Source organism: Paenibacillus sp. AK121 (assembly GCF_019042715.1).
Taxonomy (GTDB): domain Bacteria; phylum Bacillota; class Bacilli; order Paenibacillales; family Paenibacillaceae; genus Paenibacillus; species Paenibacillus polymyxa_C.
In genome coordinates this window covers 196,582-222,553 of sequence record NZ_JAHPJM010000005.1, presented here as the reverse complement: position 1 = coordinate 222,553, position 25,972 = coordinate 196,582, and the positions used below count along the sequence as shown (strand labels likewise).

Genomic DNA, 25,972 nt, shown 5'->3' with positions numbered 1-25,972 from the left:
CATCACCCTTCTTCTGTCACTTCTTCAGTCACTGCCGACTGTTTCAACCAATTCAATAATAAATCCACAAACTGTTCTCTTGAAGCCATAGCTGCAATCAACCAGTCTCCGTTACCCGCAGAGCTCATCCGAAATATCCAGTTCATTGCAGGACACAGGACAAAAGCTGCCCGTTGTGACTCCCACTCTCTGCCGTTCCAGACCAGCAATTGCAATTCTCCCTCGGCTACACGGGAACTCAAAGACTGAGCCAGTCTCATCGCCCCCTCTTCATCTCCGCTAGCTTCGGTTAGCTTACTGCTGATTTGAGACAAACTTTCTCCAGCAGATTGCTCGTAAATTTTATTAAAAGCCTGCTTGGAAAACATAAGCGCGGGAGATTCAGGTACAAGCCGATCAACCCAGCCCATTTTATCAATCAATGTTTCGCAAGCCTTTTCCACATTACCCAGATCGTACAGACGATATTCATCGGGTTCGTCAACAGATTTCACAAGCTCCACCACACGCTCATTCGTGCAATGAAGATAGCCTTCAAACTGCTTACCTCCCCTTACATAGCGTATACGGCAAGCCCTGTTGGATAATCCCGCGATAGCAACTCTTGAAAAAACGGTAGGAGGCATAGCCAGCTCTTTGCCCTTATCGGCCTGCTTCAGATAACCCTTTTCCAGAAGAGCAGCTTTAACCTGCTCCCACTCTTCCGCCAACTCCTCTGCTAGATAGCCCTTAAACGGATCTTCCACCCCAAGCAGTCTGTCAGAACCCAATACGCCTGCCAGAAAAAACAGTTCCTTTGCCTTGAGGGTTATTAACTTCTGCTTGGAAGCTTGAAACGTTAACATTATGAGCCACCTCCCTTCAAACTACAACATGCCATCGGTCACGAATTTTCGTTATCCAATCCTCACAGCTCATTTGCTCTGAGAAGGGAATCGCCGCTTTTATCCTGGTAAATTTGCGTCGTACGTAGTATCCCTGCCCAGGAGGCAGGACTTTTAGGCCACCAGCAGCAGCATTTGCTTCCGAATAAGGGATACGAAAGAACGATAAATCATTCGAATCCAGTGTTCCAAAAAGCATACCGCTTTGGCTTGCCTTGACATCATTAAACCAGTCCACACCAAAGGTAGGGAAATCAGATGGCACACCCGATAGCACGACATGCACATTGCGATCACGTCCCAACCGTACAATGGCGGAAAGCTGATCCTTTATCATAAAATCGTTCAGTTGCTTGCTTAACATATCCGCATCATCAATGACCAGGAGCAGTTCGGGATCATTCCCATCCTTGCTCCGTTGTTGAACGATATCATGCACCTGTTGTACCAGAGGTCCCATTTCCTCCTCGCTTTCGGCAGCAGCCTTGACATGAGGAAGATGTCGTAATCGGGATAGTCCCCCGCCTCCATAGCGTGTATCGATCGTATAGACTTGCATTTGATCCGGTGACGTGTAATAAGCGAGCGAAATAATCCAACTCATCAGGAAGGAGGTTTTTCCACCCTCCATTGGACTACCTACGATAAAATTAGGCCCTTCTTTCAAATTCAGGAGAAAAGGCTCAAGATCGTCACTCTGTAGGCCTACAGGTACTTCATAAGGAAGCGCACCTGATGGTCCACTCGTCCGATCCCACTGCTGAAGTAATTCCAACAGTGGAACCCGCTCAGGCAATGGGAGAATGGCGGGTGCGTGCTTGCCCTTCCATCCCTGCACAATGCCAGCGATATTGCGACGCAGTTGTGCTGATCGTTCCGCCTCATCTTCTCCTGGTGAAGGGAGTGCCGTCTGGAACTCCAGCGGAGGAACATGCCCTTTAACCAGAGCCCGACCCGGAATTAACGGTCCTGGTGTTTTGGCTGGTCGTCCTACCGCATAATAGTAGTCACTAGGATCAGCCAATTCGAAAGAAACAGCATTAGGTATGTTACTGCGGAACTTCTCAAACACATCGGTAATCCGGTTCGCTGTAATGATAAACGTGATACCTAGACTGCCACCTTCACGCAAAAGAGATTCCAGCAGTTCATTTTCATCCGGATAGGCATTTCGAAAATTAAGGTATCCATCAATAACTACGACAATTTGCGGAACATCCTCGACAGCAGAACGTCGAAAAGAACTTATTGTTTTGACGCCAGCCTCAGAAAGCATTTCCTTGCGTAGGGCCACCATCTTGAACAGATAGCGGAACAACCGTTTAATCCGGTCATCCTCCTCGGCCATCATAACAGCACCGATTTGTGGAAGCTCTCCAAAGTCGCGCATGGTTCGACCCATATCAATGATATAACCGTTCCAATGATTCGCAGCGTAACGCTGAGCCGCGGACATCAGCAACGTATGCAAAAAAGTCGTCTTCCCCATGCCCGGCATGCCATACACAGCCCAATGACCATGATCCAGCGACGCATACATCGGCTCCTGCCGTTGATTCGGCAAATCATCGACCAGCCCAATAAGAGACTTGAGCTCCAAGGATGATGATGTACTATCTATTTCGGTACATTGCGGTAGATTAGTTAAATCCAACATTTCTGGCAGCGGCGGAAGCCACGGTCCCTGAAGACGTTCGATTCCTGCCTTAGCTGCTTCTTTTGCAATATAATCAATAAATACCTGAAGCTGTTTGGGAGCTTCTTCTCCTTTTAAGCCTGAGCTTGCCCGTTCGCCACCCGTCAATAGCGCTTCACGTTTCCCGTTCAGTCTCACTTCATGAACAGGTAAGGCAGAAGAAATGTCTCTGTTGCCTATATACGGCGCACCGCTCCAAGCAAATTGCATTTCTTCAAACACTTCGTCGCTACCCACTTGAAAATATCCTCGTCCCGGCTTCGTTATCCACGCGGCATTCGGTATTTTCAACATATCACGGCTATCACCTTCACTTTGCACCCGCAAGCAGATCCGGAACCTGGAGTTACTCCAAATCTTATCATCTACAACACCAGCAGGCTTTTGAGTCGCCAAAATCAGATGGACACCTAATGTCCGCCCAATTGCGGCAATACTGATTAGCTCGTCCATAAATTCTGGCTGATCCCGCTTTAACTGTGCAAATTCATCAATAATAATAACCAGATGAGGCAGCGGTTGTTCCTGCCGCTGCCGGAGTAGTCTGTAATATTCATCAATATGTTGTAAATTGCCCGCATCGTTCAATATCTTCTGTCGACGAACTAGTTCTGCTTTAAGAGATATTTTAGCACGCTCAATCAAATTATTGTCCAGGTTCGTGATCGTGCCCACAACATGCGGCAAGTTAACGAACGTGTTGGACATGCCTCCACCCTTGTAATCGATCAGCATAAAAGCAAGATCATGCGGGTGAAACTCAGCAGCGAGCGAGGCTACGATAGACTGAATAACCTCACTCTTCCCTGAACCTGTCGTACCGGCGATCAAGCCATGGGGACCATGACCTTGACGCTCTATTTTATCATGCAGGTTAATCATAATCTTTTTGCCGCCTGCCCGCACGCCCATCGGGACGGGTAATGTATCAGGATGGCGGTTACGTCGCCACCGGTCTGCCACATCCAGTTCTTCCACACTTGCTACACTCATCATATCAAAAAGAGGCAGAACAGCGGGAATATCAGAAGCCGAAGAACGCTTCAAACGAATAGGCGCCATGTACCGCGCCAATGCATCGGCTTCCTCTTTGGACAAACGATCCGGTTTAAAACTTTGCTGTTCAACCTCCGCTGATTCTGATTTAAGGGCATATACACCCTGTTCCTTGGAAGCCTCCACAATCAGCTGACACTGCATTGGCAAAGCCTCTTTACGAGAAGCCAGCACAATCGTACACGCATCTATGGCTCGGCCGTCCTCTAGCAACAACGGCAGCAAAGGTTCTTCCTCAATCAGTTGGGTATCAGATAAAACAATGACATAACACGGCGCTTCCATACCTTTGCCCTGACGGTCATTGCGATTATTTTTTCGGCGGTTCAATCTGGCAAACAGAAAGTCAGCTAATTGATGGGCGCTACTACTGCGGTCTGACATCATTCTCTGGATTCGGTCATCATCCCACACATGCGGGAGCCAGCGCATCCAAGACCATTCACTTTCCTCTCGCTCATCATAGAAGGAGGCAATTTTCACTTCATCCGGCGAATGACGAACCGTCACTTGTGCCAAGATGACTCTTAACGCAGCCAGGGTATGCTCCCGCTCGCCGACCAATCCAACCACTTTGGATTGAAACAGCGGTAATGTGATGGAAGCAGCGTCCACCAAACGAAATTCTTCCTCCAGTTCATCTGCAGCCCCCAACAAGGGATCACGGTCATAACCGTCAGGTCGTGGAATTTGTAGTTTAATATGAAAGGGAACTTGTCCGGTCCCGATACGTACCTGCAAAAAATCTTCATCCTCTGGGGATCGTTCCCAAAGAGAACTGTTGCGGTTTTTTACGATTTGAGTGCATATTTGCGGATCACCGTGAATTTCATATAGTGTGCGAATTTGCTCTTCGCGTTTCATTTCGAGTTCTTCACGATGCTTTTGGAGCTGTTCCCGATACATTCGGTCCCGCTCCTCCAACTTGCGCTTATATTCCTTCTTATTATTTAAATAGACGAAAAAAGGAATCGTATAAGATGTAAGCATCATGACCACAGTAACCATTTGGAACATCAAATAGTTACTGTTGCCCATCTTGCCTGTTCTGCTCATATATACGTAAAAGCCTACAGTCACCAACGTCATCATTAACGGAATAAGTATAGATATAATAGAAAAAGACGGCTTGCTCGGCTCAGCCGGAGGCCGCAAAATCTCCAGCTTCTCCTCCCGGAGGGCCGGTCTTAATCTCGGGGATCGCTGGTATAATACATTCAAGACAAAAGTCCCCCTTTTCGCTTACTATTTCATTTTACCAAGGTTTCATATTATTTCATGTGTGTATTTACCCATTTTTTTCAGTTTGAAACAAAGAACGCCTTCCATATACAGGCGCCTCGTCCTGAGTTGTCGAAAAAGCTCGCTGAATGCGCACAGTACAGCCTTCCCGCAAACCTGCTCCTGTGAGTAGCTGGTTATCCTCCACTCTGAACCAAAGCCCTTCTGGGAATTTTGCTTCCATAATATATTGCATGCCTTCAGCCGGAGGCTCACCAAAAATACGCACACCCAGCATCAATTTTAAATGTTCCACCGAGTATTCATCAGCCACCTCAATATCAAACCACTCTGTTTCCTGTCGTCCTGAAAGCACGGTCAGGATCATCTGTCATCCCTCCCGATCCTTAATTTATACAGCAATACTCACGCAAAAAGCCTATTTCTACGGAAATATGGCTATCGTAACTGTAGCATCCGTCTATTAGACTGTCAATTTGTTACAAAATACCCACGCTCAAAATAAAACAATGACTTTAGGCATGCTTAAAATTAATGCTAGAGTCATATGAATCAAAAATAGGTATTTACAAAATTTAATTTGCGTGCTTACGTTATTTTGTCGATTAGTTAGAACTAAATTCGATTGTTACCCAAATTGTTGTGAACACTTTGTAAATTTTTCAGACCTTTATGTTTTTATAAGGTGTTTTTAAGGTAATTTTAAGAAACGGGCACTACAATAAAGCCATGAAATAACTCAGGTGAGGTGATTTTTGTGAGAACATTAATTACATTTCAAAACAAACGTATTCCCGTATACTTCAATCAAGAAAATAAGCAACCGGTACAAAAAACCTTAAAACTTCTAAGTAATACTTTGGAGAACAAAATCTCCAGCGGCAAGCGTGCCCTTCAAAAATGTCTTAACTCTTTGATCAGTATAGAGATTGTCGGTTGTGAAGCCATCCTGCATAGCGTTAGTGAAAATGATTCATTGGCATTGTCCCTCTATTAAGAGGGACTTTTTTTTGTTTGCATTAGACACAAAAAAGAGAGGGGCATTTCGGCACCCTCTCCAAATCAGCGGTTTTGAAACATGCTACATATGACTTACCTCAGCCTATGCATTTGATCGGACTCTATTTATAGTATTCTGCGATAACCCTTTTTACCGCCTCGTTCCTTATTCTGCGCCTTCTCAATTCGTATTCTAAACAGTTCTAGTAAATTAGCGCGTGTATGCTCTTCCCGGCAGTTGTCCAGCTTTTTTAAGATAAAACGGTCAATGGACATATGACTCAGGCTCCTTTACAGCAAGCTGCCCCTGCTTTTCAAGGGGATGGTCAGGCTATCCATTTTTAACCATTCCACCTGTTGTTTAAACACGCACGCTTTGACTAGGATAAAGCATGCGGGATTACATACCCTTTAAATAGGGTAAATACATAAAGTTTCGAAAGTTTTATCAGTATAGCCTGGAAGCTACGGACAAGGAGCGAGCAAAAACCATGAGTAAGCACATGATGACCAAAATAAGCTGGAACCTTTTATGTATGTTCTTCATCCTAATTATGCTGGCTGCATGCAGCAGGGAGAAAGCCTCAACTCGAAGTATGGCCCAACACGAAGCTGAAGCACGTGCCTATACCGTGACAGGTAATCCGAACCAAGCTGCATCATCCCTTGATGAACGAGCCGCCAACGATGCACCTGTCCATCAGCAAGGCAGTAGCTATGTCGAAATATCAGGTGACATAAGTATTGATAAAAATACAGTGAAGGTTACAGGACATTCTAACCTGCCTTCTGGAGCACGGATCAAAGGGAATCTTGCAGTCAAAAACTCTATGTTAACCGGATACACGGACGAGGCAACTATTCAAAAGGACGGAAGTTTTGTACTCCAAGTGCACCGACCTGGTATACAGGGTAGTATGGATCTGACTGTTCTATTTCGCCCGGATGACCAAGACAAAGAAATACGAAATTTGTATGGTAGTGGTGGCAATAAATTAGAAGGCCCTTATGTATATCAATACGAAGAAAACGAACAACTTTTGCAAGAAATTCGGATAGGTGCTGAGTTTGATCCTGAACAAGATCGACATGTCCCTCTAATCAAGCCTGTCTGGAACAAACCAAAGGACTACGGTAGCCCTCAAGTGTGGATTAAGCCTGATGTGAAGCAGAAAGGAAATTATTATCATGTATATGCACGCAGCAATTTGCTCGAGGGTTCGGACGTCAAGCTCACAATTGATTTTCCGGGACGATGGCAGTTTGGCTACGATGATCAAACCAAGGTCATGCCTGATGGTTCCTTCAGCATGAGGGTCAAAAAGCCGAGCCTTGCCAACCGCTACACCCTGGTCATAAGTTTCGAACCAAACGAAGATATGTGGACCAACGCCAAACAGGCTTACGGTACAAATGGAGAACGTCTTGCGGGATCTTTAGTTAAATCCGCAGACGACAAAGAGGGCTCCAATCGGATTGAAGCCCGTGTCCAAATTCAACCCAAATCGTAACTAGGCAGCCAAAGGAATCCTATATCGTCTAGACGTTATGGCTGTATCGTGACCGGCGTTCCTATACTTACCTTCTCCTGAAGCTCCAGCACATCCTTATTCTGCATTCGAATACAGCCATGTGACACCATCTGGCCAATGGACGATGGCTCATTGGTGCCGTGAATGCCATAATGCGGCTTGGACAGCCCCATCCAGAACGCTCCGAAAGGACCGCCCGGATTGGGCTGTTTGTTAATAATCGTAAACTGCCCATGCGGTATCTGTGTAGCCACCTTCCCAATACCGACTGGATAACTAAGAACGATCTGACTTCCATCTTTTAAATATAGACGACGATCCGATAAATCCACCACAATGCTGTAGTTCGGCATATGTTCACCCCTTTACACCATATGCCGACTACCACATAGATTTTCTTATTTTTCTACAAATGATGTTACAAAACAGCTCGACTTACCACTCCACATCACGTCGCCAACCGCTTCGCTGATCCTTACGGCCCGGAGTTGTACTTGAACGGCTATCCTTTCTACGTCGGTCTGCTTCCTTGCGTGCCTGATACTCTAGTTCCCGTTGCATCTTGCGATAATTGTTTACTCTAGATTCTGATAATTCCCCTTTTTGGATAGCTTCCTCCACCGCACAGCCAGCTTCTCCCTTATGCTTACAATCGGCAAAACGACATTGCTGCGCGGTTTCCATAATATCGGCAAAGGTATGAGCTACACCCTTGGAATCATCCCACAGATTAAGCTCGCGCATCCCGGGTGTATCCAGCAAAACAGCTTGCTTTGCAATGGGAAAAAGTTGTCGGTGTGTGGTTGTATGCCTGCCTCGGCTGTCTTCCTCCCTCACATCCTGTGTCAGTTGAACTTCTGCTCCGGAAAGCCAGTTCACTATTGTGGATTTGCCACTACCAGAAGAGCCAGTCAAAGCAACCGTACAGCCAGGTTGAAGAAACGCTTCCAGCTGCTCTCTGCCTTCGTTCTGCAAAGCAGAAATAACGATAACAGGTACTCCAGGAGCAACTCCCTCCGCTTCTGCAACCCGCTGTTCGACATCGTCACAAAGGTCACTCTTACTCAACACGACAACCGGGTTTACGCCGCTATTCCAGGCCATTATTAAATACCGTTCTAATCTGCGCATATTAAAATCATGATTCAACGCATTAACAAGAAAAAGCGTATCTACATTGGTTGCGATGAGTTGCTCTTTCGTCTCAAAGCCCGCGGCTTGTCTAGATATTTGGCTTTTGCGTGGCAAGACAGCATGGATTACTGCATCCGATACTTCGTCCGACGTGGTGATGGCCACCCAATCCCCTACAGCTGGTATTTCCGCTGGATCAACCATAGCATGCCTTAGCTTACCTGAAGCAGCTCCCCAGCGTTCCCCATCCATCGTAATAAGCTTCACCTTTTGCCCATAATCGGCAATCAAGCGGGCAGGACGTATCTGCGTGTTTCCTGCTCGTTCCTCATAGCTTTGCTTCCATTGGTCCCAAAAACCGTTCCAGTAATCAGACCAACCGTATTCGTGTATACTCATTATTTTCCTCCTGAAATTATGTTTAATTTTTCTGGATGTAACGTTACTCGATAGGTGTACATTTTCTCTCCGCAAGCAAACAACGCAAAAAATCCGCAGGGAAACCCCTGCGGAGGCTATACAGTTCAGGCGATGTGATCCGTTCGTTCACATATGCAAGCAGTCTTACATAGACCACTCCCAAAACCAACAAACGGATAACAAAACACTTGACCATAAAAAAATCCGCAGGGAATCACTCCCTGCGGATTTCGTTGGTTCTACTGTCCAACCAACTGCTGAGCAAAGACTATAGATCTAACAGTCTTTAGCCGTGCATCGTCCGTGCGGGAGACAAGTCATTCTGCTGCTGAACCCATCCACTCATGTTCGTACGCATATAACATCGCCTCCTCCTAAAATTTCCTTTATCATACAAGTCCATCAATTGTCTGTCAAGGCTGATTTCAAATATTTTAAACTATTTCAAGTTTCGTTTAACGCACTTGATCCCATCGTGTCCACATTTCACGCGGATTCAATTCGTACATTTCCCGCTCTCTGTACATAAACTGATGCATGATCAGTTCACGCCGAATCGTCGCAAAATCCTCATGGTATTGCTTGATCCATTCGTTTAGTTCACGTTCAGGATAGATGCGGCCTGGCTCCAGCTTTTCGGCGAGCATCTGAAGTACGATCAATTTTTTCTTATACTGGGCAGGAATTTGACGTAACTTGCCGTCCTTGGCAAAAAAATTGCGTAAAACCGTTGCTTCCAACGTTTCATTCAGTTCGGACATATCTTCCTCTTCCTCTCCTTTTTCAAAGATAAAACGCACAGTCGCCTCGGCATGCTGCCGAATCAGCTCTGGATTCAGTGTAAAATACACCGTGTTTTTATCACGTCGTTCCTTAATTAACCCAACCTCACGGAGTTTGGAAGCATGATGCGTAACTGTAGGCTGTGATAGGTTCAGCTTTTTCGCCAAAGCTTGGCCATGCATCTCCCCACGGGATAAAAGGAGTAATATTCGCATACGTGTCGGGTCCGCAAGTGCTTTATGATAATTGACCATTTTATCTAGTTGCATTGTAACTGCACCTCTTTTCACTACTACAGGTTTGCTAAGCAAGCGAATTCGCTTAACCTAAATAGATGTTCATCTAATTATATGTATGTTAAAAGTGTCTGTCAATTCTTCCCTCACATTATCTCTTTCTGAAAACGGCTGGATATTATGCACACATTACGGTAGGATTATTATTTGAAAACTTCTCACATACTGTGCTATTTGCATCAATTCTGAGATCCGTTTGACGAAATAAACCAATATAACTGGAGGTTCATCCAAATGCACGACGTAATCATTATCGGTGGCGGACCTTGCGGACTATCCGCTGCAATCGAATGCAGCCGCAGAGGTTTGCGAACGATCATTATTGAAAAAAGCAACATCGTTCACTCCATTTTTCTGTATCCGACAAATATGCAGTTTTTTAGCACCGCCGAACTATTGGAAATCGGTGATGTTCCGTTCAGCACTCCCAATGACAAGCCTTTTCGTCATGAAGCACTAGCGTACTATCGCAAAGTAGCCTCACATTATAACCTGGACATTCAGCACTATGAGGAGGCTCAATCCATTCAGCGGCAGGAAGACGGTACATTTACCGTACATACCCTAAGCAAACGGGAAATAACCAAGAGCTATTCGACACGCTATGTCGTAGTGGCTACGGGATATTTTGATCATCCGAACTATTTAGGCATTCCTGGGGAACAATTGGATAAAGTCACTCACTATTTTAGCGAAGCCCATCCCTATACAGGAACCCGGGTCGCAGTCATCGGCGGCAGTAACTCTGCGGTAGATGCAGCAATGGAATTGGTGCGGGTCGGGGCTACGATTGATATGGTTTATCGTCGCAACGAGTTGTCTCCATATATCAAACCTTGGGTTCGTCCATTGTTCGACAGTATGGTACAAAAAGGGAAGATCACGCTTCACTTAGGCGCACGCATTACCGAAATTCATGCAGATCATGTCATCGTCACTCCGATGAACACAGAAGCGTTCCAGCTCGAAAACGATTTTGTACTGGCACTTACAGGATTTCACCCAGAACGAAAACTACTGGAGTCTGTCGGCGTCCACATGGCTGAGGATCTGGACAAACCTGAATTTAATCCAGCCACGATGGAAACTAACATCCCAGGTATATATGTCGCCGGGGTCATCGCTTCAGGCAGCAATGCAAATGAAGTGTTTATTGAAACAGGTCGCTGGCACGGGCGTCAAATCGCCGAACATATCCAAAGTTAAACGATCGAAGGAGAACAACTGAATGGATTACAGCTCACTTATCTTACTGGTACTAGCCGGCCTTGGAATTATCAGTGGCAACTCAACCGTGACGATTGCTATGGTTGTACTACTACTGCTGCGGGTAACCAGCTTTCATACTGCTTTCCCCTGGCTTGAAAAGTATGGCCTAACGATCGGAATAATTATTTTGACGATTGGGGTCATGACCCCGCTAGCCAGCGGTAAAATCAGCATCAATCAGGTGACAGAGTCCTTCCTGCACTGGAAGTCCCTGCTCGCGATTGGTATCGGAATTCTGGTAGCCTACCTAGGCGGCCGCGGAGTAACTCTGATGTCCGGACAGCCTATTATTGTGACAGGTCTACTGATTGGGACCGTCATTGGCGTTGCCTTCTTTAAAGGGGTTCCGGTTGGACCTCTGATTGCTGCCGGGCTGCTCTCCTTATTAATCGGTCGCTCCTAAATTTCTAGACACAGGATTGAAAAGAGCCGTTCAACAAATATACAAATGAATGATAGCAATCTGCATATCTGGCTGAATTCAGTCCCGCTTTGTGTTATACTCATATCGCATAATTTGGTAAATGCAGGAGGCTTGACCGATGTCTCGACAATTTGTAACGGAAGCTGTAATGGTGGCTATATACGGCCAGTTGCTTACATCTCCCGCCCCTGTGGAATATATAGTGCCCTACACATCACTGCTAGAGCTGTACGAATTCCAGGACAGCACAGAGCCTCTCATGGATAACCCTATGGACGATCAACATGTGAAGCGAAAGGTAAGTGAGCTGATCAGTTATTTTGAAGAACCGTTGAATCAGAAAAAAATTCGACGTGCCCTTCAGATGCCTTGGGCGAAAAGCTTGCCGATCCTATTCGATGCCAATACATCACTCATTGTCATTAATGCAGTTGATACGGCGCATTACGGAGAATATTTTGATCCGATTGAAACCGAACTGGTGTTGACAGCTCAGCGTGAAGCATTACCCATCCTGACTGATCAACTGGACTGGATCCACCGCATTATCGAAGCTTCCGTACCTGTACATGTGTACGATATTGATGATTTTGATTTTGCAGTCGATGGTCCGATGTTTAACAACCCTTAACATACAACATCCTGCCCTAACCACAATAAAGCGGCGGAGTATCATGTGCAGCTTCATCTCCTGCCACACGATACTCCGCCGCTTTTCATGTCCATAAACTATTACTGGCACGCTATTTTTAACGTGGAGGCATTAAGCTTGTTCATCCTTTTCATAGGTGTAAATAATGTCGTCATGTTCCTTCAAATACTTCACTTCCAGATGATGGCCTTTCAGATACCAGTAATCCTGATCCTCCATATAAAACGTAATGCCAGCCGCTTCATGCTGTAATGCGGGGTGCTGCGGAGGCTCTACGGCAATTCCCAGAGAAAAGCCTGGATGCAACCCACCGCCGGAACTATAGCGAACAAAAAAACGGATGGAATCTCCACGATTCAAACCAAGCTCCTTAATGTACCACTGTGCCGCAGGTTCAGTTACCTGTATGCTCATGCGTTATGCTCATCTCCTTGTACAAATGACGTCTTGCCAACTATATCATAGCATCTTTTGGAATAACGACCAACCGTCTCTCCCCATGCGTCTTCCTGGACAAGTCATATACATTTTTTTGAAAAAGGTTTGACAATTCGCAAAAGAGGGTGTTAAGATTCAACCATACGAGATCCATTTTGAAATTTATTACCAATTTGAACGATAACTCATGTAAGAATGAACCCATTTTGAGGAAGAAAGGAGTGTTTCCGGTGCTAAAATTTATGATTGTATTTCACCCACATCTACAAACACAACAACTTCATACCGGAGCATCTCCCCTGTCGCATCCTTCAGAATTGGGCCATTCCTGTTGTATGGTTTAATACGAGTGGCTGCCTGCGTTTAAGCAGTTTTTCAGTGGCGAGTATGCTGAGAATACCTGCGCGCCATATGATATTGAGATTTAAGGCATATCGTCTGCGGACGGTATGCCTTTTTTGCGCCTGTTGCCGAATTATACTTGTGGCAGCAAGCCGCTGTTGTTTCTTCAAAATGGTACACAACTCTCGAATGAACTTGACATGAAAGGATGGGATTCCTCTTGTTTTCAGTACTCAAAAATTTAGGCTGGTTTTTTAAAAGAGAACGAAGCCGATACTCTATTGGATTGTTTTTGCTGATTGCGGTTGGCGTTTTGGAGCTCGCTCCACCTCGGCTGCTAGGCAGCGCCATTGATGAGATTGTACGTGGTTCGATTTCCTGGTCCTCGCTTTGGCGTTATATTTTGTACATCATAGGGATTCTTGCCGTCATCTACTACATTACGTACATATGGATGCACAAGCTGTTTGGTGGTGCTAATCTGGTGGAGCGCTTATTGCGCACACGTTTTATGAATCATTTGCTGCGGATGACCCCTCCATTTTTTGAACGCAATCGTACAGGTGATCTGATGGCTCGTGCCACGAACGACCTTCGCTCTGTAGCAAGTACAGCAGGCTTCGGTATGTTGACATTAACAGACTCCACTGTCTACCTTACCGTTGTATTGGTTGCCATGGGCACCCTGATTAGCTGGAAGCTAACACTGGCGGCCATTCTGCCCCTTCCTTTTATTGCGCTGGCCATGAGTATTTACGGTAAAGCCGTACATGAGCGTTACACACTGGCACAGGATGCATTTGGCGATATGAACGACCAAGTGTTGGAGTCGGTGGCAGGTATCCGTGTCATTCGAGCTTATGTGCAAGAACGAATGGACGAAAAACGTTTTGCCGATATTACTGAGGATGTGTTCCGTAAAAACTTGGCAGTAGCCCGGATGGATGCTCTCTTTGAACCAACGATCCGTTTATGTGTAGGACTTAGCTACGTTATCGGTCTCGGGTATGGTATTTATCTGGTATTTCATAACGATATCACGCTAGGCGAACTAGTATCTTTTAACATGTATCTAGGAATGATGATTTGGCCGATGTTTGCTATTGGCGAGCTAATTAACATTATGCAGCGCGGTAGCGCTTCTCTGGACCGGGTCAATGAAACTCTCGATGTCCAGCCAGACGTTCAGAATGTAGCTCAACCTGTTCCAGTGGATCGTCCCGAATCCATCACCATGAAAGACGTGACTTTCCGTTATCCTACCTCCACTGTTGACAATCTGTCACATGTGAACCTGGAGCTCAAACGCGGAGAAACACTAGGTGTCGTTGGTCGAACAGGCAGCGGGAAATCCACTTTGCTCAAACAGCTATTGCATGAATATCCGACTGGCAGTGGTGATATTTTAATTTCCGGCACCCGGCTGGAGGACATTGCAGTAGAACAATTACACAGCTGGATTGGCTACGTGCCGCAAGAACAAATCTTGTTCTCCAAATCGGTGCGCGAGAACATTCAGTTCGGGAAGCCCGGGGCAGATGATGGCGACATCATGGAAGCAATCCGTACGGCTGCCTTTGACCAAGATTTGGGTACCCTGTCCGATGGGCTGGATACACTGGTCGGAGAAAAAGGCATCGCCCTGTCCGGCGGTCAGAAGCAGCGTGTTTCGCTTGCGCGCGCCTTTATCGGTGATCCAGATATTCTAGTGCTCGACGATGCACTGTCAGCAGTAGATGCTCGCACGGAAGCACGTATTATTGACAATATCCGGCATAAGCGCTCGGGTAAAACAACCTTGATCTCCACTCACCGTCTATCGGCTGTAGAGCATGCAGACCGGATCGTCGTGCTGGAGCAAGGACGCATTATTGAGGAAGGAACCCACAACGAGCTGCTTCAGGCTGACGGATGGTACCGACAACAATATGAACGGCAACAAGTGGAATCTGATCTGACCTCAGGGGAGGTATCCTAATGAAACCCAATATCGGCAAAAGACTGTTCCAGTATGCACTGACGAGCAAAGCGGGTTTTATTGCCGCTCTTATCGCCTTGGCTATTGGAGTAGCCGCCGAGCTGGCCGGTCCCTTCATCGCCAAAACGATGATTGACGACCATATGCTCGCTATTGAAAAACCATTTTATGAGACGACTAGTGTGGACGGCGCTGTAAGTTATGCTGGAACCCATTTTAAACGTGAAGATCGCTTTGAAGCCGGGGAGGCCAAAGGGCGCGAAGCGAGGATTTTACAAGTTGGCAAATCTTTTGTATTTGTCGATGGCTCTGTCCAAGTAGCGGATGGTAACCGATCCTTTACGAACGGTACGTTGACCGTGACACGCGGCTCCGACACCTTTCGTTACAAAGCCAAGGCTTTAACCGCTGATGAGCTGTATAGCTTTTATAAACCAGAAATGCCCGGCATCTTTCAGCTGATTGGGTGGTATTGCTTCTTTTTGGTCGTTTCGATTTTTGCCGAATTCGGCAAAACATACTGGCTGCAATCCTCGGCGAACAAGGTCATTCAGAAGCTTCGACTTGATCTCTACGCACACATTCAGCGCTTGCCAGTTTACTTTTTTGATAACTTGCCCGCAGGCAAGGTCGTATCCCGTGTTACGAATGACACGGAGGCAGTCAAAGATTTGTTTGTGGCTGTACTCTCCAACTTCACTTCAGGGATTGTAACGATGACAGGGGTATATGTTGCACTCTTTTTACTGGACTTCAGACTGGGTCTGATCTCTCTATTTATTGTACCATTACTGATCTTATGGATCATATTGTACCGCAAGGTTGCAACCCGCTATAACACGATCATACGGTCCAGACTCAGTGAGATTAATGCGATTATCAATGAATCCATTCAGGGGATGTCCATTATTCGCGTATTCCGGCATCAGAAACAAACACAGCAAGAGTTTGAAGAGTTGAATGATGACTATATGAAGCATCAGAATAAAATGCTGAATTTGAACGCTTTTACTTCGCATAATTTGGTCAACGTATTGAGAAACCTCGCCTTCGCTGTCGTGTTGTGGTATTTTGGATCTGCAGCGCTTGGCACTACAGGTAGTGCGATATCATTAGGGGTATTGTATGCCTTCGTCGATGTGTTGGGTCGATTGTTCCAACCTATTACGGGTATGGTCAACCAGCTCGCCGTACTGGATACTTCCATCGTATCCTCAGGACGTGTATTTGAGTTGATGGACGAAACTGGAGAGCCAGTGACAGACGGTACTATGCCGCGTTACAAAGGCCAGGTAGAATTTAACGACGTTTCCTTTGCCTACAAAAAGGATGATGTGCTTAAGCATATTTCCTTTACAGCACAGCCTGGTCAAACGGTTGCCCTTGTCGGGCATACCGGATCAGGTAAGAGTTCGATTATCAACCTGCTATTCCGGTTCTATGATCCGCAAAAAGGGACGATCACCATTGACGGAACGCCTGTCAAAAATATTCCTAAGCAATGGCTTCGCCATCATATGGGTATTGTTCTTCAAGATCCATATTTGTTCACAGGCACGGTAGCCTCTAATGTCAGTCTCGGAGACAGCAGAATTACAAGAGAGCAGGTAAATAAAGCGCTGCATGACGTTGGAGCCGACAAACTGTTAGCCCATTTGCCCCAAGGATTTGATGAGCCTGTTATTGAAAAAGGCAGTACCTTATCCGCCGGGCAACGCCAGCTTATTTCGTTTGCTCGCGCGTTAGCCTTTGATCCTGCCATTTTAATTCTGGATGAAGCTACCGCCAACATTGATACCGAAACGGAAGCACTCATCCAATCTGCTCTTGAGGTGCTTAAAAAGGGACGTACGACCTTTATCATTGCCCACCGTTTGTCCACCATTCGTAGTGCAGACCAAATTTTGGTGCTGCATCGGGGTGAAATTGTTGAACGGGGTAGCCATGACGAGCTTATGGCCCAAGGCGGACGTTACTTCCAAATGTATCAACTCCAGTCAGGAACGGTTGCAGCTGAATCTGTGTCTTCCTCAGCTACATCTTCTGCGCAAAATGACTTACTTACAGGCAAAATCGCATTTAAAGCTTAAATAATACTAGAGCTTGGGCTTACAATTAACATTTAGCATTAAAAAGCCAGCGGTCTCCATTCTTATGGGGGAACTCGCTGGCTTTATTTTATATATTGACATATGGCTTAAAGTTTTATTTAGCTACAGACGTGCCTGTTCCCGTGGGCGGAAGCACAGTTCCATCGACTGCTTTGAGCGTAACCTTATACTTACTGTCTACCAATGTACTGGTGTGGGTATCCGTAATGACTTGAATATTCATTTCCCCCGGTTTTGGACTAGTCAGCTTGTAGTAAATGACTGCATTCGTATCATCTACGTAGTCGATGTGATCCACTTCAATGCCGTAACCTGGATTAGGTGCCTGCAGACGGGTGATGGTCACTTTGTTCTGCTGATCATTCGCCTTCTCTATGTTCATACTAATATTGGTTTGTTGGACCGGATCTACAGGCTCAGCTGGATTTTCCGGAGTGGCTTGCACCGGTTTATGACTTTGTACAAACTCGGATGCATGGTAGACCATTTCTGCTGCCTCCATCCGTGTTACTTTACGATCCGGGTTAAAGTTGCTCTCCTCGTCCAATTTTGCAATTTTGGTCAACAGGAGAAATTGCACTGCTTCGTTCGACTCTTGGTCCAATTTTTTGCCATCTGCTACATTAATGAACATACGGACCGTAGGATATTCACCCGTTGCACTCACGGCTTTATACAGAATATTCGCGAATTGTTCCCTTGTCATACGGGTGCTCGGATCAATATCCGGTGACAGAGGGATTTGGTGCTGGACTGCAATCCGGTAGGAATCGGCATACCATGCGGAAGCCGGAATGTTTGCAAAGGAGCCCGTTGTGAAATCAGGCATAACCTGAAGATCCATCGCACGAACAACCAAGTGTACTCCTTGTGCATACGTGAGTGTTTGATCTGGTGCAAATTTATCCTTGGTTATCCCTTGAATAATTCCTTTGTCCTGAAGTGAACTTACGATCTTCTCCTGCTCAGCTCCCTTTATATCACGAAAAGCAGAAGCCGACGTAGCCACAGCCAATGAACAGACGACAAGCAGCGCAGCTGCCACGCTTTTATGTTTAATCATGAGATACACCTCCATGTTTACTTTGCTTCTATACTTACGGACGCAATAAAACCATCAAATGTTTCAAATATGCACAAATTGGTTGCAAAACAATGGAATACCCTGCGAATAGTGTAACCCGTCTTGCTCTTTTCTGCTCACCATCTCCATGCAAATCCAAAAGTGTCTATGACAGTTTTCCTTTTGCAGCACCTTTTAGAGAAAAAGAGCTGACTCGCAGTAATTTAGCTAGCAAAAGCAGCAGCGTACCTAACAAAAATACCCACTTGTGGTAGCTTACATCCGGTTAGGGGCTTTCAGTCCAAGAAGTCGCAGTGTACTTGCCAGCATATCCGCGGTCTGTTCCGCCAACTGAATGCGCCACTGTCCACCATCGACAATCCTTTCCTTAGTATAAAAACGGTTGAACGCTTGTGCTGTATCTAATGCAAATCTCGCAATAACCGAAGGTTCCAGTTGCCTAGCAGCACGTATTAGCTGCCCGTGATAGCGATCCAACTGCTTAAGCAGCGCCCAGCCTGCGTCACCCAGCATTTCATCCGAAACGATATTCAAATCAGGAGAATGCCCGTCTTGGGCAAGGACGTTGTCACTGGAATTAGACTCAACATCAGAGCGGGCGCGAGCTTTCTCCAAAAGACTGCGTATGCGCGCATGAGTATACTGCACATAAGGGCCAGTCTCACCTTCAAAGGTCAGTGCCTCCTCTAACGAAAAATCCACTTCATTCAGACGGTTATTTTTTAAATCGCCAAAAATAATCGCTCCGATGCCAACGTCTTCAGCTATTGCCTGTTGTTCCGGCAAATTGGGATTTTTCTCCGTAATGATGGCTTGAGCACGCGCTACAGCTTCATCCAGCACTTCCTCCAGTTTCACCACCTTGCCGCGTCTTGTGGACATTTTTTTGCCTGCAAACCGCATTAAACCAAACGGTACATGCTCACATTGCTCGGCCCATATCTCCCCTGCATGCTTCAGCACCGCAAATACCTGTTGGAAATGTAACTTCTGTTCCCCGCCAACGACATACAGCAGGCGATCAGCCTTCATCACTTCATGACGATAAATCGCTGTTGCCAGATCACGGGTGGGATAAATGGTAGTCCCATCTTTTTTCAAAATAAGACACGGCGGCAGTTGCTCGTCTTCCAGACGAACCACAAGTGCTCCATCACTTTCTTCCAGCAGTCCTTTTGCTCTTAATTGGGCAACAACTGCCTGCATCTTATTATTGTAAAAACTTTCCCCCAACACATGGTCAAACGAAATGTTAAGACGTTGGTACATACGGTCAAATTCTCCCAGACTGACTTCAACAAAAAACTCCCACAGTTGTTGAGCTTCAGTATCCCCTTGCTCCAAACGTCGGAACCACTCGCGGCCTTCATCCTCCAAAGACGGATCATGCTCGGCCTCCTGATGAAAACGGACATATAGCTTCAACGATTCCCCGATCGGATCATGTTGTAGCTGCTCCTCATTGCCCCATCTTTTATAGGCCGCAATTTGCTTGCCAAATTGTGTTCCCCAATCCCCTAGATGATTCACACTAATCGGCACATATCCGGTTTCACCAAGTATGCGATACAAGGCGGCACCAATAACAGTAGAGCGAAGATGACCGATACCAAATGGTTTGGCAATATTAGGCGAGGACATATCAATCACTACTCGCTGTCCATATCCGATATTGGGCTTGAGAAACTCAGCCTTGCTCAATTCAGCAAGCATCGATGGAATATGAGCAGATCGATCCAATATAATATTTACATAGGCACCCGATGCTGAAGCAGTTAGACCCGCTTCACGGCTTACTAACTCTGCCAATTCCATTGCAATATGCTGTGGAGACTTTCGAAATTTTTTAGCCAGCACAAAACAGGGAAACGCCACATCTCCCCATTCAGGCTGCGGAGGCACCTCGAATAAAGATAAAACTTCTTTCTCCTCCAAGCCCGTATGAGCTACAATAGCTTGGGTAGCAATCATCAACACCATGTTCCTCTCTCCTTCTTTTTATAAGATCTAACAAAAAAAGCCCTCGCCTCTTGATATAATCAAGAGACGAGAACTTCGATATCCCGCGGTACCACTCTTCGTAAATCGGTTGTATAGCTAAAGCTAGCTTACACAAAATCGCGATTTCACTCCATTGACAAATAACGGTGTCTGCCGGGCTGATCTACTAGAAGCTCTTATCGTTGGATCAACCGTCTCCCGGGTGCGCTTCACATCGGATTTCATACCGGCTTCCACCTTTTCCGGCTCGCTGTAATGATACGGTTCCGTTGCTACTCTCCCGTTCCTTGACGTTAATTCCCACCATTATACAAACCTATTTAGTAGAAAGCAACCTTTTATTCCCTCTTCAGGGACTAGTTCTGTATATGTAATTACACTGCCACCAATTGGCGACAGGCCTCAACACAATGACGGCAGGCTTCTGCACAATGTTTGCAATGATTATGGGAATGCTTGCTGCATTCAGCAGCACATACCTCACAGGCTTTGGCACATAGCTCACAGATTTCCTCGGCAAAATCCGTTCCGCGCTGCAACATTTGAGCAGCAAACCCACATATCTCTGCGCATTCCCTGCTCACTCGAATACATTCACGCAGCATAGCTAGATCATATTCCTTCAAACTTGCTACATAGCATACATTGCAAGCGTTCATACATTCCAGGCAAGCATCCACGCATTTTTGGTATGAATGATTCATAATACATTACCTCCCAGTTGTTGATCCTGCTGTACTATTACCCGCTGAACCTTGAAATTAATCATTTGATGTTCGCGCTTTCAACAAAATAAACCCAGAAAATCCCGACTTATGTAAGGAAGTGTACTATATTCCAAGGTGTAAGCGCAAGGATATTAATCACATAACTTTTTAGCCTTCGTTTCTGACTTGCATCCAGTCTGTCATTCCTCTATTGTAAAAAAAGAGTATGCTTAACCACTGATCAAGGAGTGAACATTGTAATGAATATAACATCTGTAGAGGAGCACCGACAGGAATCTCCGCAACAGGTTAACTGCATGGTCGTGACCGTCTCGGATACACGTACCATGGAAACCGATACTGGGGGACGACTGCTCAAGGAACTACTAGAAACGAATGGGTACAAGGTTGTTCGATATGTTATCGTCAAGGACGACTATGAAGGAATCCGGCAGTTGGTAGCCGAAGCTGCGGCACATGAGGACATCGAGGCTATACTTTTAACAGGTGGTACTGGCATCTCTCCGCGTGATACTACATATGAAGCCGTCTCCTCTCTACTGGATAAGGAATTACCTGGGTTTGGAGAAATCTTCCGTTACTTAAGCTTTGCTGAGGACATTGGATCAGCAGCTATATTAAGCCGGGCTGTAGCGGGCACTGTGGGCCAGACAGCTGTGTTTTCTATGCCTGGCTCCCGCGGAGCCGTTCGTTTGGCAATGGAACGCATTATTGTCCCTGAGCTGCGTCATGTAATGAGAGAAATTTATAAATAAGCTCCTATTTACACATTGTAGATACAAAAAAGGCACCCCATACATAGATGAGGTGCCTCTTCACATTATTCCTTTTCTTCAACTTCGGGCTGCATGTAGCTGTCAATCAGCTTTTGCTTCAGCTCCCATACCTTCTCACTAAGATTTACGCGATAAATTTCAGGGTTCAGCTTCCGCAAATATTCTGGCCAAAACAGTTTCAACTGTGATGCATGATAGGCACGAATTTCATCCAGTTCAGGAAGCTCGTATACCTTCTGCCCATTTACAAAAATAGGTTCAAGCATCGGTACAGCTTCGTAATTTTCTACATACTTCTTCATATATGGATGCAAAGGGTTAAACAGCTTCAGGCGCTTACCATTACGCGGACGTTCTTCATCCGGGAAAGAAATGTAATCAGCTACAGCTCTCCCTTTCTTCTTATCCACAATACGGTATACATCCTTTTTGCCTGGTGTAGATACTTTTTCCGGGTTACCCGAGATTTTAATCGTCGGCAGCATTTCACCGTCTACTTCCCGCTCAACCAGCTTGTACACTCCACCCAGTGAAGGTTGATCTGAAGCTGTGATCAGCTGTGTTCCTACACCCCACACATCAATACGTGCCCCTTGGGCTTTTAGATTGAAAATCGTATTTTCATCCAAATCGTTGGAAGCTACAATTTGTACGTAATCCAAACCTTCAGCATCCAGCATTTCCCGTGCCTGAATAGATAGATAAGCCAAATCACCGCTATCCAAACGGATGGCATTCATACGCTTTCCTTGACTCTCCAGCATCTTTGCTGTCCGAATCGCATGGGGAACACCGCTCTCCAGCGTGTCAAAGGTATCTACCAGTAGCGTAACCTGATCTGGTAAAACCTTCGCATACACGTCGAACGCCTCTTGCTCCGTCATAAAGGTTTGTACCCATGAATGGGCATGTGTCCCTTTTGTCGGAATCCCAAAGTGTTCGCCTGCCAGCATATTAGAAGTCGCATCGAAACCTGCAACATAAGCAGCACGTGCTCCCCAAATAGCTGCATCTGCCTCCTGCGCACGTCGTGTGCCAAATTCGAGCAGTGTATCGTCACTTGCCACCTGTTTGATACGTGATGCTTTTGTCGCAATGAGTGTCTGGTAATTCATAAAATTCAACAATGCCGTCTCGACAAGCTGCGTTTCCATAATGGTTCCTTCAACACGTACCAGAGGCTCATTCGGAAAAACAAGCGCTCCTTCCTTCATCGAGTGGACCGTTCCGCCAAACTTAAACTGGCGCAATGCCTCCATGAACATGGGATCGTACTTTTCCTCCTGCTCTGACAGATAGCGAATGTCCTCTTCTGTAAACCGCAAGTTTGAAATGTAATTCACAATGCGTTCCAGACCAGCAAACACGGCATATCCATTGCCAAAAGGAAGCTTACGAAAATACGCCTCGAACACAGCTTTACGTTGGTGACTTCCGTTCACCCAATGGGCGTACATCATATTAATCTGATATTTATCTGTATGTAATGCGAGGCTCGTTGACTTCATCGTATCATCCTCTCTGACTGTCCCTGGATTGGTGACGGCATACCGTCTTATCTGCCCAGATTCAGCAATATCCGGCTCTAATTTGTTATCGGACATTGGTGCACAATCGTTCAGTTATTTTACTTCTTCTGGAGCAAAAGCGTATCTTCAGCCGACCGCACCGTGGCTCCAAGACTTCCCTCAAAATGGCCCAAAGCCCAATCATGTCCCGCCTGATTAAAGCTCGCCACAGCGTCCTTGTATACGGTAATAGCAAAACCTTTGTTGTAAGCATCTACAGCTGTATGCAGCACACATATATCTGTACACACACCAATCAAATGAACTTCCAGAATCCCGCGTTCGCGCAACCTGAGTTCCAGATCCGTACCAGCAAAAGCACTGTACCGTGTTTTATCCAACCAATAGATACGATCACTTTGTTGCTTATAAAGGCTATGGAGTTTACCATACAATTGTCGTCCGTTGGTTCCACGTATATTATGTGGAGGAAACAGCTTACTCTCCGGGTGATAGAGGTCGTTCTCCTCATGTAAATCCACAGCCATGACAACAAAGTCCCCTTGATCCACGTAGGCCTGCGTAATAGCTGTGATCCGTTCATCTAGCTCAATTGCAGGTTGCCCCACAGGCAGACTACCGTCCACAAAATCTTTCGTGTAATCAATAACAATCAGTGCCTTCATCGTACAGTCAGCTCCTTATCATCAAAGTGAGGTTGTACGCTCTATGCGTGACCTATTCCAATAAAAGTTACGTATAGATGGATAAACGCGGTACTCTATCACTAAAGCGATACAACTGGGCCGGTCTTTGTGAATACTGATTGGAACTGAGCGGTTTGCCATTCTCATCCCGCACCTCTTCCAGTATTCCCTGTCTGCTACGAGTCGATGTTATTTTGCGAATAAAATTCGGCTCTTCGAAATCCGGTACGACGCTCTGAATCACCTGATACAATTCACCCAGTGTAAAATGTGGCGGTAAAAACTGCTTGGCTATCGTTGTCTGAAGCATCTGCAACTGAATTTTGCGATAAGCATCAACTATGATATCCCGGTGATCGAACGCCAGCTCCAATTCCTCCAACGCTTCTCTGATCGTAAATAACCCAACCTCAGAAGCATCATCGGCCGCCTGGCGCTGCTCCAGCATCCATTCCTCTACCAGTGCAAAAAACGCATGCGATATAATCCACCCACGCGGATCACGACCTGGTCCACTATATACGCCCAAATACTCCAGATGCCCGCCATCTACACCCGTTTCCTCTAACAGTTCCCGCTTGGCCGCTCCATATATGGATTCATCTTCTTGGCAAAACCCTCCAGGCAACGCCCAGCGTCCCGCAAACGGCCAACTACGGCGCTTGATGAGCATTACTTTCAGCTCACGAATCGGCAATGTTTTTGTTACTGTCTTGCGCTCACGCTTCGTTAAAGTAAACATTACGATATCCGCCGGAGCACCATCCGGGGTACGGTATTTCTTAATGTTATAAGACGCCTTCTGCGCCTCTTCGTTTATACGATTGCTATCCATTGGCATCACCATATTATATCGTTTTGATAAATTCATTATGACATAATAAAAAATTTTGTCAAGCGTCAGGCCTTGCCTGAATCACTTGCTTGTTGACGCAATACTCGGAAGGTTGCTGTAGCTGTACAACCGAGCGTACCTTCACTATCCCTCACTTCTGCCTGAGTGGTTATGGTGCGGCCTGCCTGATGAACAATCCGTGCCTTAACCTCCAGCCGTCCTTGTCTCATGGCTGACAAGAAATGAACGTTAAGATTCGTTGTTACACATGAATCCATATTTCGTGAAGCCATACTGACCATCCCCATCGCCTGATCCATCAATGTTGTGAGCACCCCCCCATGTACAATCCCCATCACATTGGTATGGTGTTGTTTAGCCTCCAAAGCGATATGTGCCTCGTTAGCATCAGCTGCAATCAGCTCACATCCTAAGTACTCCCAAAAAGTATTTTCTTCACCCTCTAGCATCTTACGCAACTTACAATTCCCTCGCTTTCATCCCATCTATGATGTCGCATTTCTTTTGGTATCTCATGAACATTTACAATGAGTAATTGCTTTCGAAAAAAAGGCGTGGAAGCTAAGCCTCCACACCATAAATCTTATTCTAGTCACTGCAATTCGAGGAGGAAGTAGTCTTTCCCTCTTCTACGTTCACCTTTTCAGCAACCGTATCACGGATGGCTGTGATCACCATTTGCAGCATCTCATTAATTTCCACCTGGCTCTGCTGAAACTCCGTTACAATTGGAATACCGTCAAGCTCTTCCTGTAGCTCCTGAAGTTCAGCCTCTATTTTGGCAATCATTTTTTGATTCTTTAAAGATTCAAATGCTACGATTTCCTTTTGCTTCTTCTTCATCGTTGCAATCAGTTGCTGGATGCGCTCATGATCCTGAATCTTTTCTTCTGCTTTCCGAAACACCTGTACTTCCTCACTGCTGCCCAGAATACCCGCCAACTCTTTGGCCTTTGCCAATATCATATCGCGATTGACCAAATGATCATGCTGGCGCGCCGCCGATTGAAGTTCTGTTTGTTGCAACCGCTCCTCTGTCATTGTCCATCGCTCCTT

Annotated in this window: 24 protein-coding genes and 1 other annotated feature; of the genes, 8 read left to right on the top strand and 16 right to left on the bottom strand. The window is 45.9% G+C overall.

Going from position 1 to position 25,972, the window contains the following annotated elements; genetic code table 11:
* Positions 1-2: 2 nt before the first annotated feature.
* The 3 genes from KSP24_RS11660 to KSP24_RS11650 form a co-directional block, all read right to left on the bottom strand.
* Positions 3-845, bottom strand: coding sequence for a hypothetical protein (locus KSP24_RS11660; RefSeq protein WP_013370785.1), 843 nt, complete (start codon positions 843-845; stop codon positions 3-5).
* Between the two features lie 16 nt (positions 846-861).
* On the bottom strand, positions 862-4,857 hold the full coding sequence (gene essC / locus KSP24_RS11655) for a type VII secretion protein EssC (protein WP_216975173.1): 3,996 nt from the start codon (positions 4,855-4,857) through the stop codon (positions 862-864).
* 67 nt (positions 4,858-4,924) lie between these two features.
* A complete protein-coding gene (locus KSP24_RS11650) occupies positions 4,925-5,245 on the bottom strand; it encodes a hypothetical protein (protein WP_013370783.1) in 321 nt (106 codons plus the stop codon).
* 390 nt (positions 5,246-5,635) lie between these two features.
* On the opposite strand from KSP24_RS11650, the gene KSP24_RS11645 reads away from it, so the two are divergent.
* Positions 5,636-5,875, top strand: coding sequence for a hypothetical protein (locus KSP24_RS11645; RefSeq protein ID WP_013370782.1), 240 nt, complete (start codon positions 5,636-5,638; stop codon positions 5,873-5,875).
* A 128-nt stretch (positions 5,876-6,003) separates the two neighbouring features.
* On the opposite strand, the gene KSP24_RS11640 is transcribed toward KSP24_RS11645, so the two are convergent.
* On the bottom strand, positions 6,004-6,153 hold the full coding sequence (locus KSP24_RS11640) for a hypothetical protein (RefSeq protein WP_023988262.1): 150 nt from the start codon (positions 6,151-6,153) through the stop codon (positions 6,004-6,006).
* A gap of 215 nt (positions 6,154-6,368) precedes the next feature.
* On the opposite strand from KSP24_RS11640, the gene KSP24_RS11635 reads away from it, so the two are divergent.
* Positions 6,369-7,388 (top strand): hypothetical protein, encoded by a 1,020-nt coding sequence (locus KSP24_RS11635; protein WP_013370780.1) that lies wholly within the window; start codon positions 6,369-6,371, stop codon positions 7,386-7,388.
* Positions 7,389-7,423: 35 nt separating this feature from the next.
* On the opposite strand, the gene KSP24_RS11630 is transcribed toward KSP24_RS11635, so the two are convergent.
* The 3 genes from KSP24_RS11630 to KSP24_RS11620 all read right to left on the bottom strand — a co-directional run bounded on the left by KSP24_RS11630 (position 7,424) and on the right by KSP24_RS11620 (position 10,015).
* Positions 7,424-7,762, bottom strand: coding sequence for a L,D-transpeptidase (locus KSP24_RS11630; RefSeq protein ID WP_216975172.1), 339 nt, complete (start codon positions 7,760-7,762; stop codon positions 7,424-7,426).
* Between the two features lie 82 nt (positions 7,763-7,844).
* Complete coding sequence (gene rsgA / locus KSP24_RS11625) at positions 7,845-8,942, bottom strand: ribosome small subunit-dependent GTPase A (protein ID WP_216975171.1); 1,098 nt, start codon at positions 8,940-8,942, stop codon at positions 7,845-7,847.
* Between the two features lie 476 nt (positions 8,943-9,418).
* On the bottom strand, positions 9,419-10,015 hold the full coding sequence (locus KSP24_RS11620) for a DUF2087 domain-containing protein (protein WP_013370777.1): 597 nt from the start codon (positions 10,013-10,015) through the stop codon (positions 9,419-9,421).
* Positions 10,016-10,276: 261 nt separating this feature from the next.
* Between KSP24_RS11620 and KSP24_RS11615 the strand changes: the two genes are divergently transcribed.
* From KSP24_RS11615 to KSP24_RS11605, 3 genes are all read left to right on the top strand, one after another.
* Positions 10,277-11,248, top strand: a complete 972-nt coding sequence (locus tag KSP24_RS11615) for a YpdA family putative bacillithiol disulfide reductase (RefSeq protein ID WP_216975170.1) — start codon at positions 10,277-10,279, stop codon at positions 11,246-11,248.
* Positions 11,249-11,270: 22 nt separating this feature from the next.
* Positions 11,271-11,714 (top strand): DUF441 domain-containing protein, encoded by a 444-nt coding sequence (locus KSP24_RS11610; protein ID WP_013370775.1) that lies wholly within the window; start codon positions 11,271-11,273, stop codon positions 11,712-11,714.
* Positions 11,715-11,853: 139 nt separating this feature from the next.
* The gene (locus KSP24_RS11605; RefSeq protein ID WP_013370774.1) at positions 11,854-12,366 is read left to right on the top strand and encodes a hypothetical protein; all 513 of its coding nucleotides are present in this window, start codon (positions 11,854-11,856) and stop codon (positions 12,364-12,366) included.
* 132 nt (positions 12,367-12,498) lie between these two features.
* On the opposite strand, the gene KSP24_RS11600 is transcribed toward KSP24_RS11605, so the two are convergent.
* Positions 12,499-12,801: a HesB/YadR/YfhF family protein gene (locus KSP24_RS11600; RefSeq protein WP_013370773.1), complete on the bottom strand. Its 303-nt coding sequence runs from the start codon at positions 12,799-12,801 to the stop codon at positions 12,499-12,501.
* A 586-nt stretch (positions 12,802-13,387) separates the two neighbouring features.
* Here KSP24_RS11600 and KSP24_RS11595 point away from each other — a divergent pair.
* Entirely contained in the window at positions 13,388-15,145 is a 1,758-nt protein-coding gene (locus KSP24_RS11595; RefSeq protein WP_216975169.1) for an ABC transporter ATP-binding protein, read from the top strand.
* The gene (locus KSP24_RS11590; protein WP_216975168.1) at positions 15,145-17,235 is read left to right on the top strand and encodes an ABC transporter ATP-binding protein; all 2,091 of its coding nucleotides are present in this window, start codon (positions 15,145-15,147) and stop codon (positions 17,233-17,235) included. Before KSP24_RS11595 ends, KSP24_RS11590 begins: the two co-directional genes overlap by 1 nt.
* 115 nt (positions 17,236-17,350) lie before the next feature.
* Here the strand turns inward: KSP24_RS11590 and KSP24_RS11585 are convergent, their stop codons facing one another.
* The 3 genes from KSP24_RS11585 to KSP24_RS11575 all read right to left on the bottom strand — a co-directional run bounded on the left by KSP24_RS11585 (position 17,351) and on the right by KSP24_RS11575 (position 21,045).
* Positions 17,351-18,319, bottom strand: a complete 969-nt coding sequence (locus tag KSP24_RS11585) for an S-layer homology domain-containing protein (RefSeq protein ID WP_216975167.1) — start codon at positions 18,317-18,319, stop codon at positions 17,351-17,353.
* Between the two features lie 276 nt (positions 18,320-18,595).
* Positions 18,596-20,320 (bottom strand): arginine--tRNA ligase, encoded by a 1,725-nt coding sequence (argS, locus tag KSP24_RS11580; RefSeq protein WP_216975166.1) that lies wholly within the window; start codon positions 20,318-20,320, stop codon positions 18,596-18,598.
* Positions 20,321-20,379: 59 nt separating this feature from the next.
* Positions 20,380-20,638 (bottom strand) — a binding site (T-box leader).
* A gap of 77 nt (positions 20,639-20,715) precedes the next feature.
* Positions 20,716-21,045 (bottom strand): four-helix bundle copper-binding protein, encoded by a 330-nt coding sequence (locus KSP24_RS11575; RefSeq protein WP_016821017.1) that lies wholly within the window; start codon positions 21,043-21,045, stop codon positions 20,716-20,718.
* A gap of 263 nt (positions 21,046-21,308) precedes the next feature.
* On the opposite strand from KSP24_RS11575, the gene KSP24_RS11570 reads away from it, so the two are divergent.
* Entirely contained in the window at positions 21,309-21,824 is a 516-nt protein-coding gene (locus KSP24_RS11570) for a MogA/MoaB family molybdenum cofactor biosynthesis protein (RefSeq protein ID WP_025679788.1), read from the top strand.
* Between the two features lie 65 nt (positions 21,825-21,889).
* Here KSP24_RS11570 and KSP24_RS11565 read toward each other — a convergent pair whose 3' ends face one another.
* The 5 genes from KSP24_RS11565 to KSP24_RS11545 all read right to left on the bottom strand — a co-directional run bounded on the left by KSP24_RS11565 (position 21,890) and on the right by KSP24_RS11545 (position 25,957).
* Positions 21,890-23,353, bottom strand: a complete 1,464-nt coding sequence (locus KSP24_RS11565) for a nicotinate phosphoribosyltransferase (protein ID WP_025679787.1) — start codon at positions 23,351-23,353, stop codon at positions 21,890-21,892.
* Positions 23,354-23,472: 119 nt separating this feature from the next.
* Entirely contained in the window at positions 23,473-24,039 is a 567-nt protein-coding gene (locus KSP24_RS11560; protein ID WP_025679786.1) for a cysteine hydrolase family protein, read from the bottom strand.
* Between the two features lie 67 nt (positions 24,040-24,106).
* The gene (locus KSP24_RS11555; RefSeq protein WP_013370763.1) at positions 24,107-24,895 is read right to left on the bottom strand and encodes an NUDIX domain-containing protein; all 789 of its coding nucleotides are present in this window, start codon (positions 24,893-24,895) and stop codon (positions 24,107-24,109) included.
* A 65-nt stretch (positions 24,896-24,960) separates the two neighbouring features.
* Positions 24,961-25,365: a PaaI family thioesterase gene (locus tag KSP24_RS11550; RefSeq protein WP_064963226.1), complete on the bottom strand. Its 405-nt coding sequence runs from the start codon at positions 25,363-25,365 to the stop codon at positions 24,961-24,963.
* 139 nt (positions 25,366-25,504) lie between these two features.
* Complete coding sequence (locus tag KSP24_RS11545; protein WP_064963087.1) at positions 25,505-25,957, bottom strand: YlbF/YmcA family competence regulator; 453 nt, start codon at positions 25,955-25,957, stop codon at positions 25,505-25,507.
* Between the last annotated feature and the right edge of the window lie 15 nt (positions 25,958-25,972).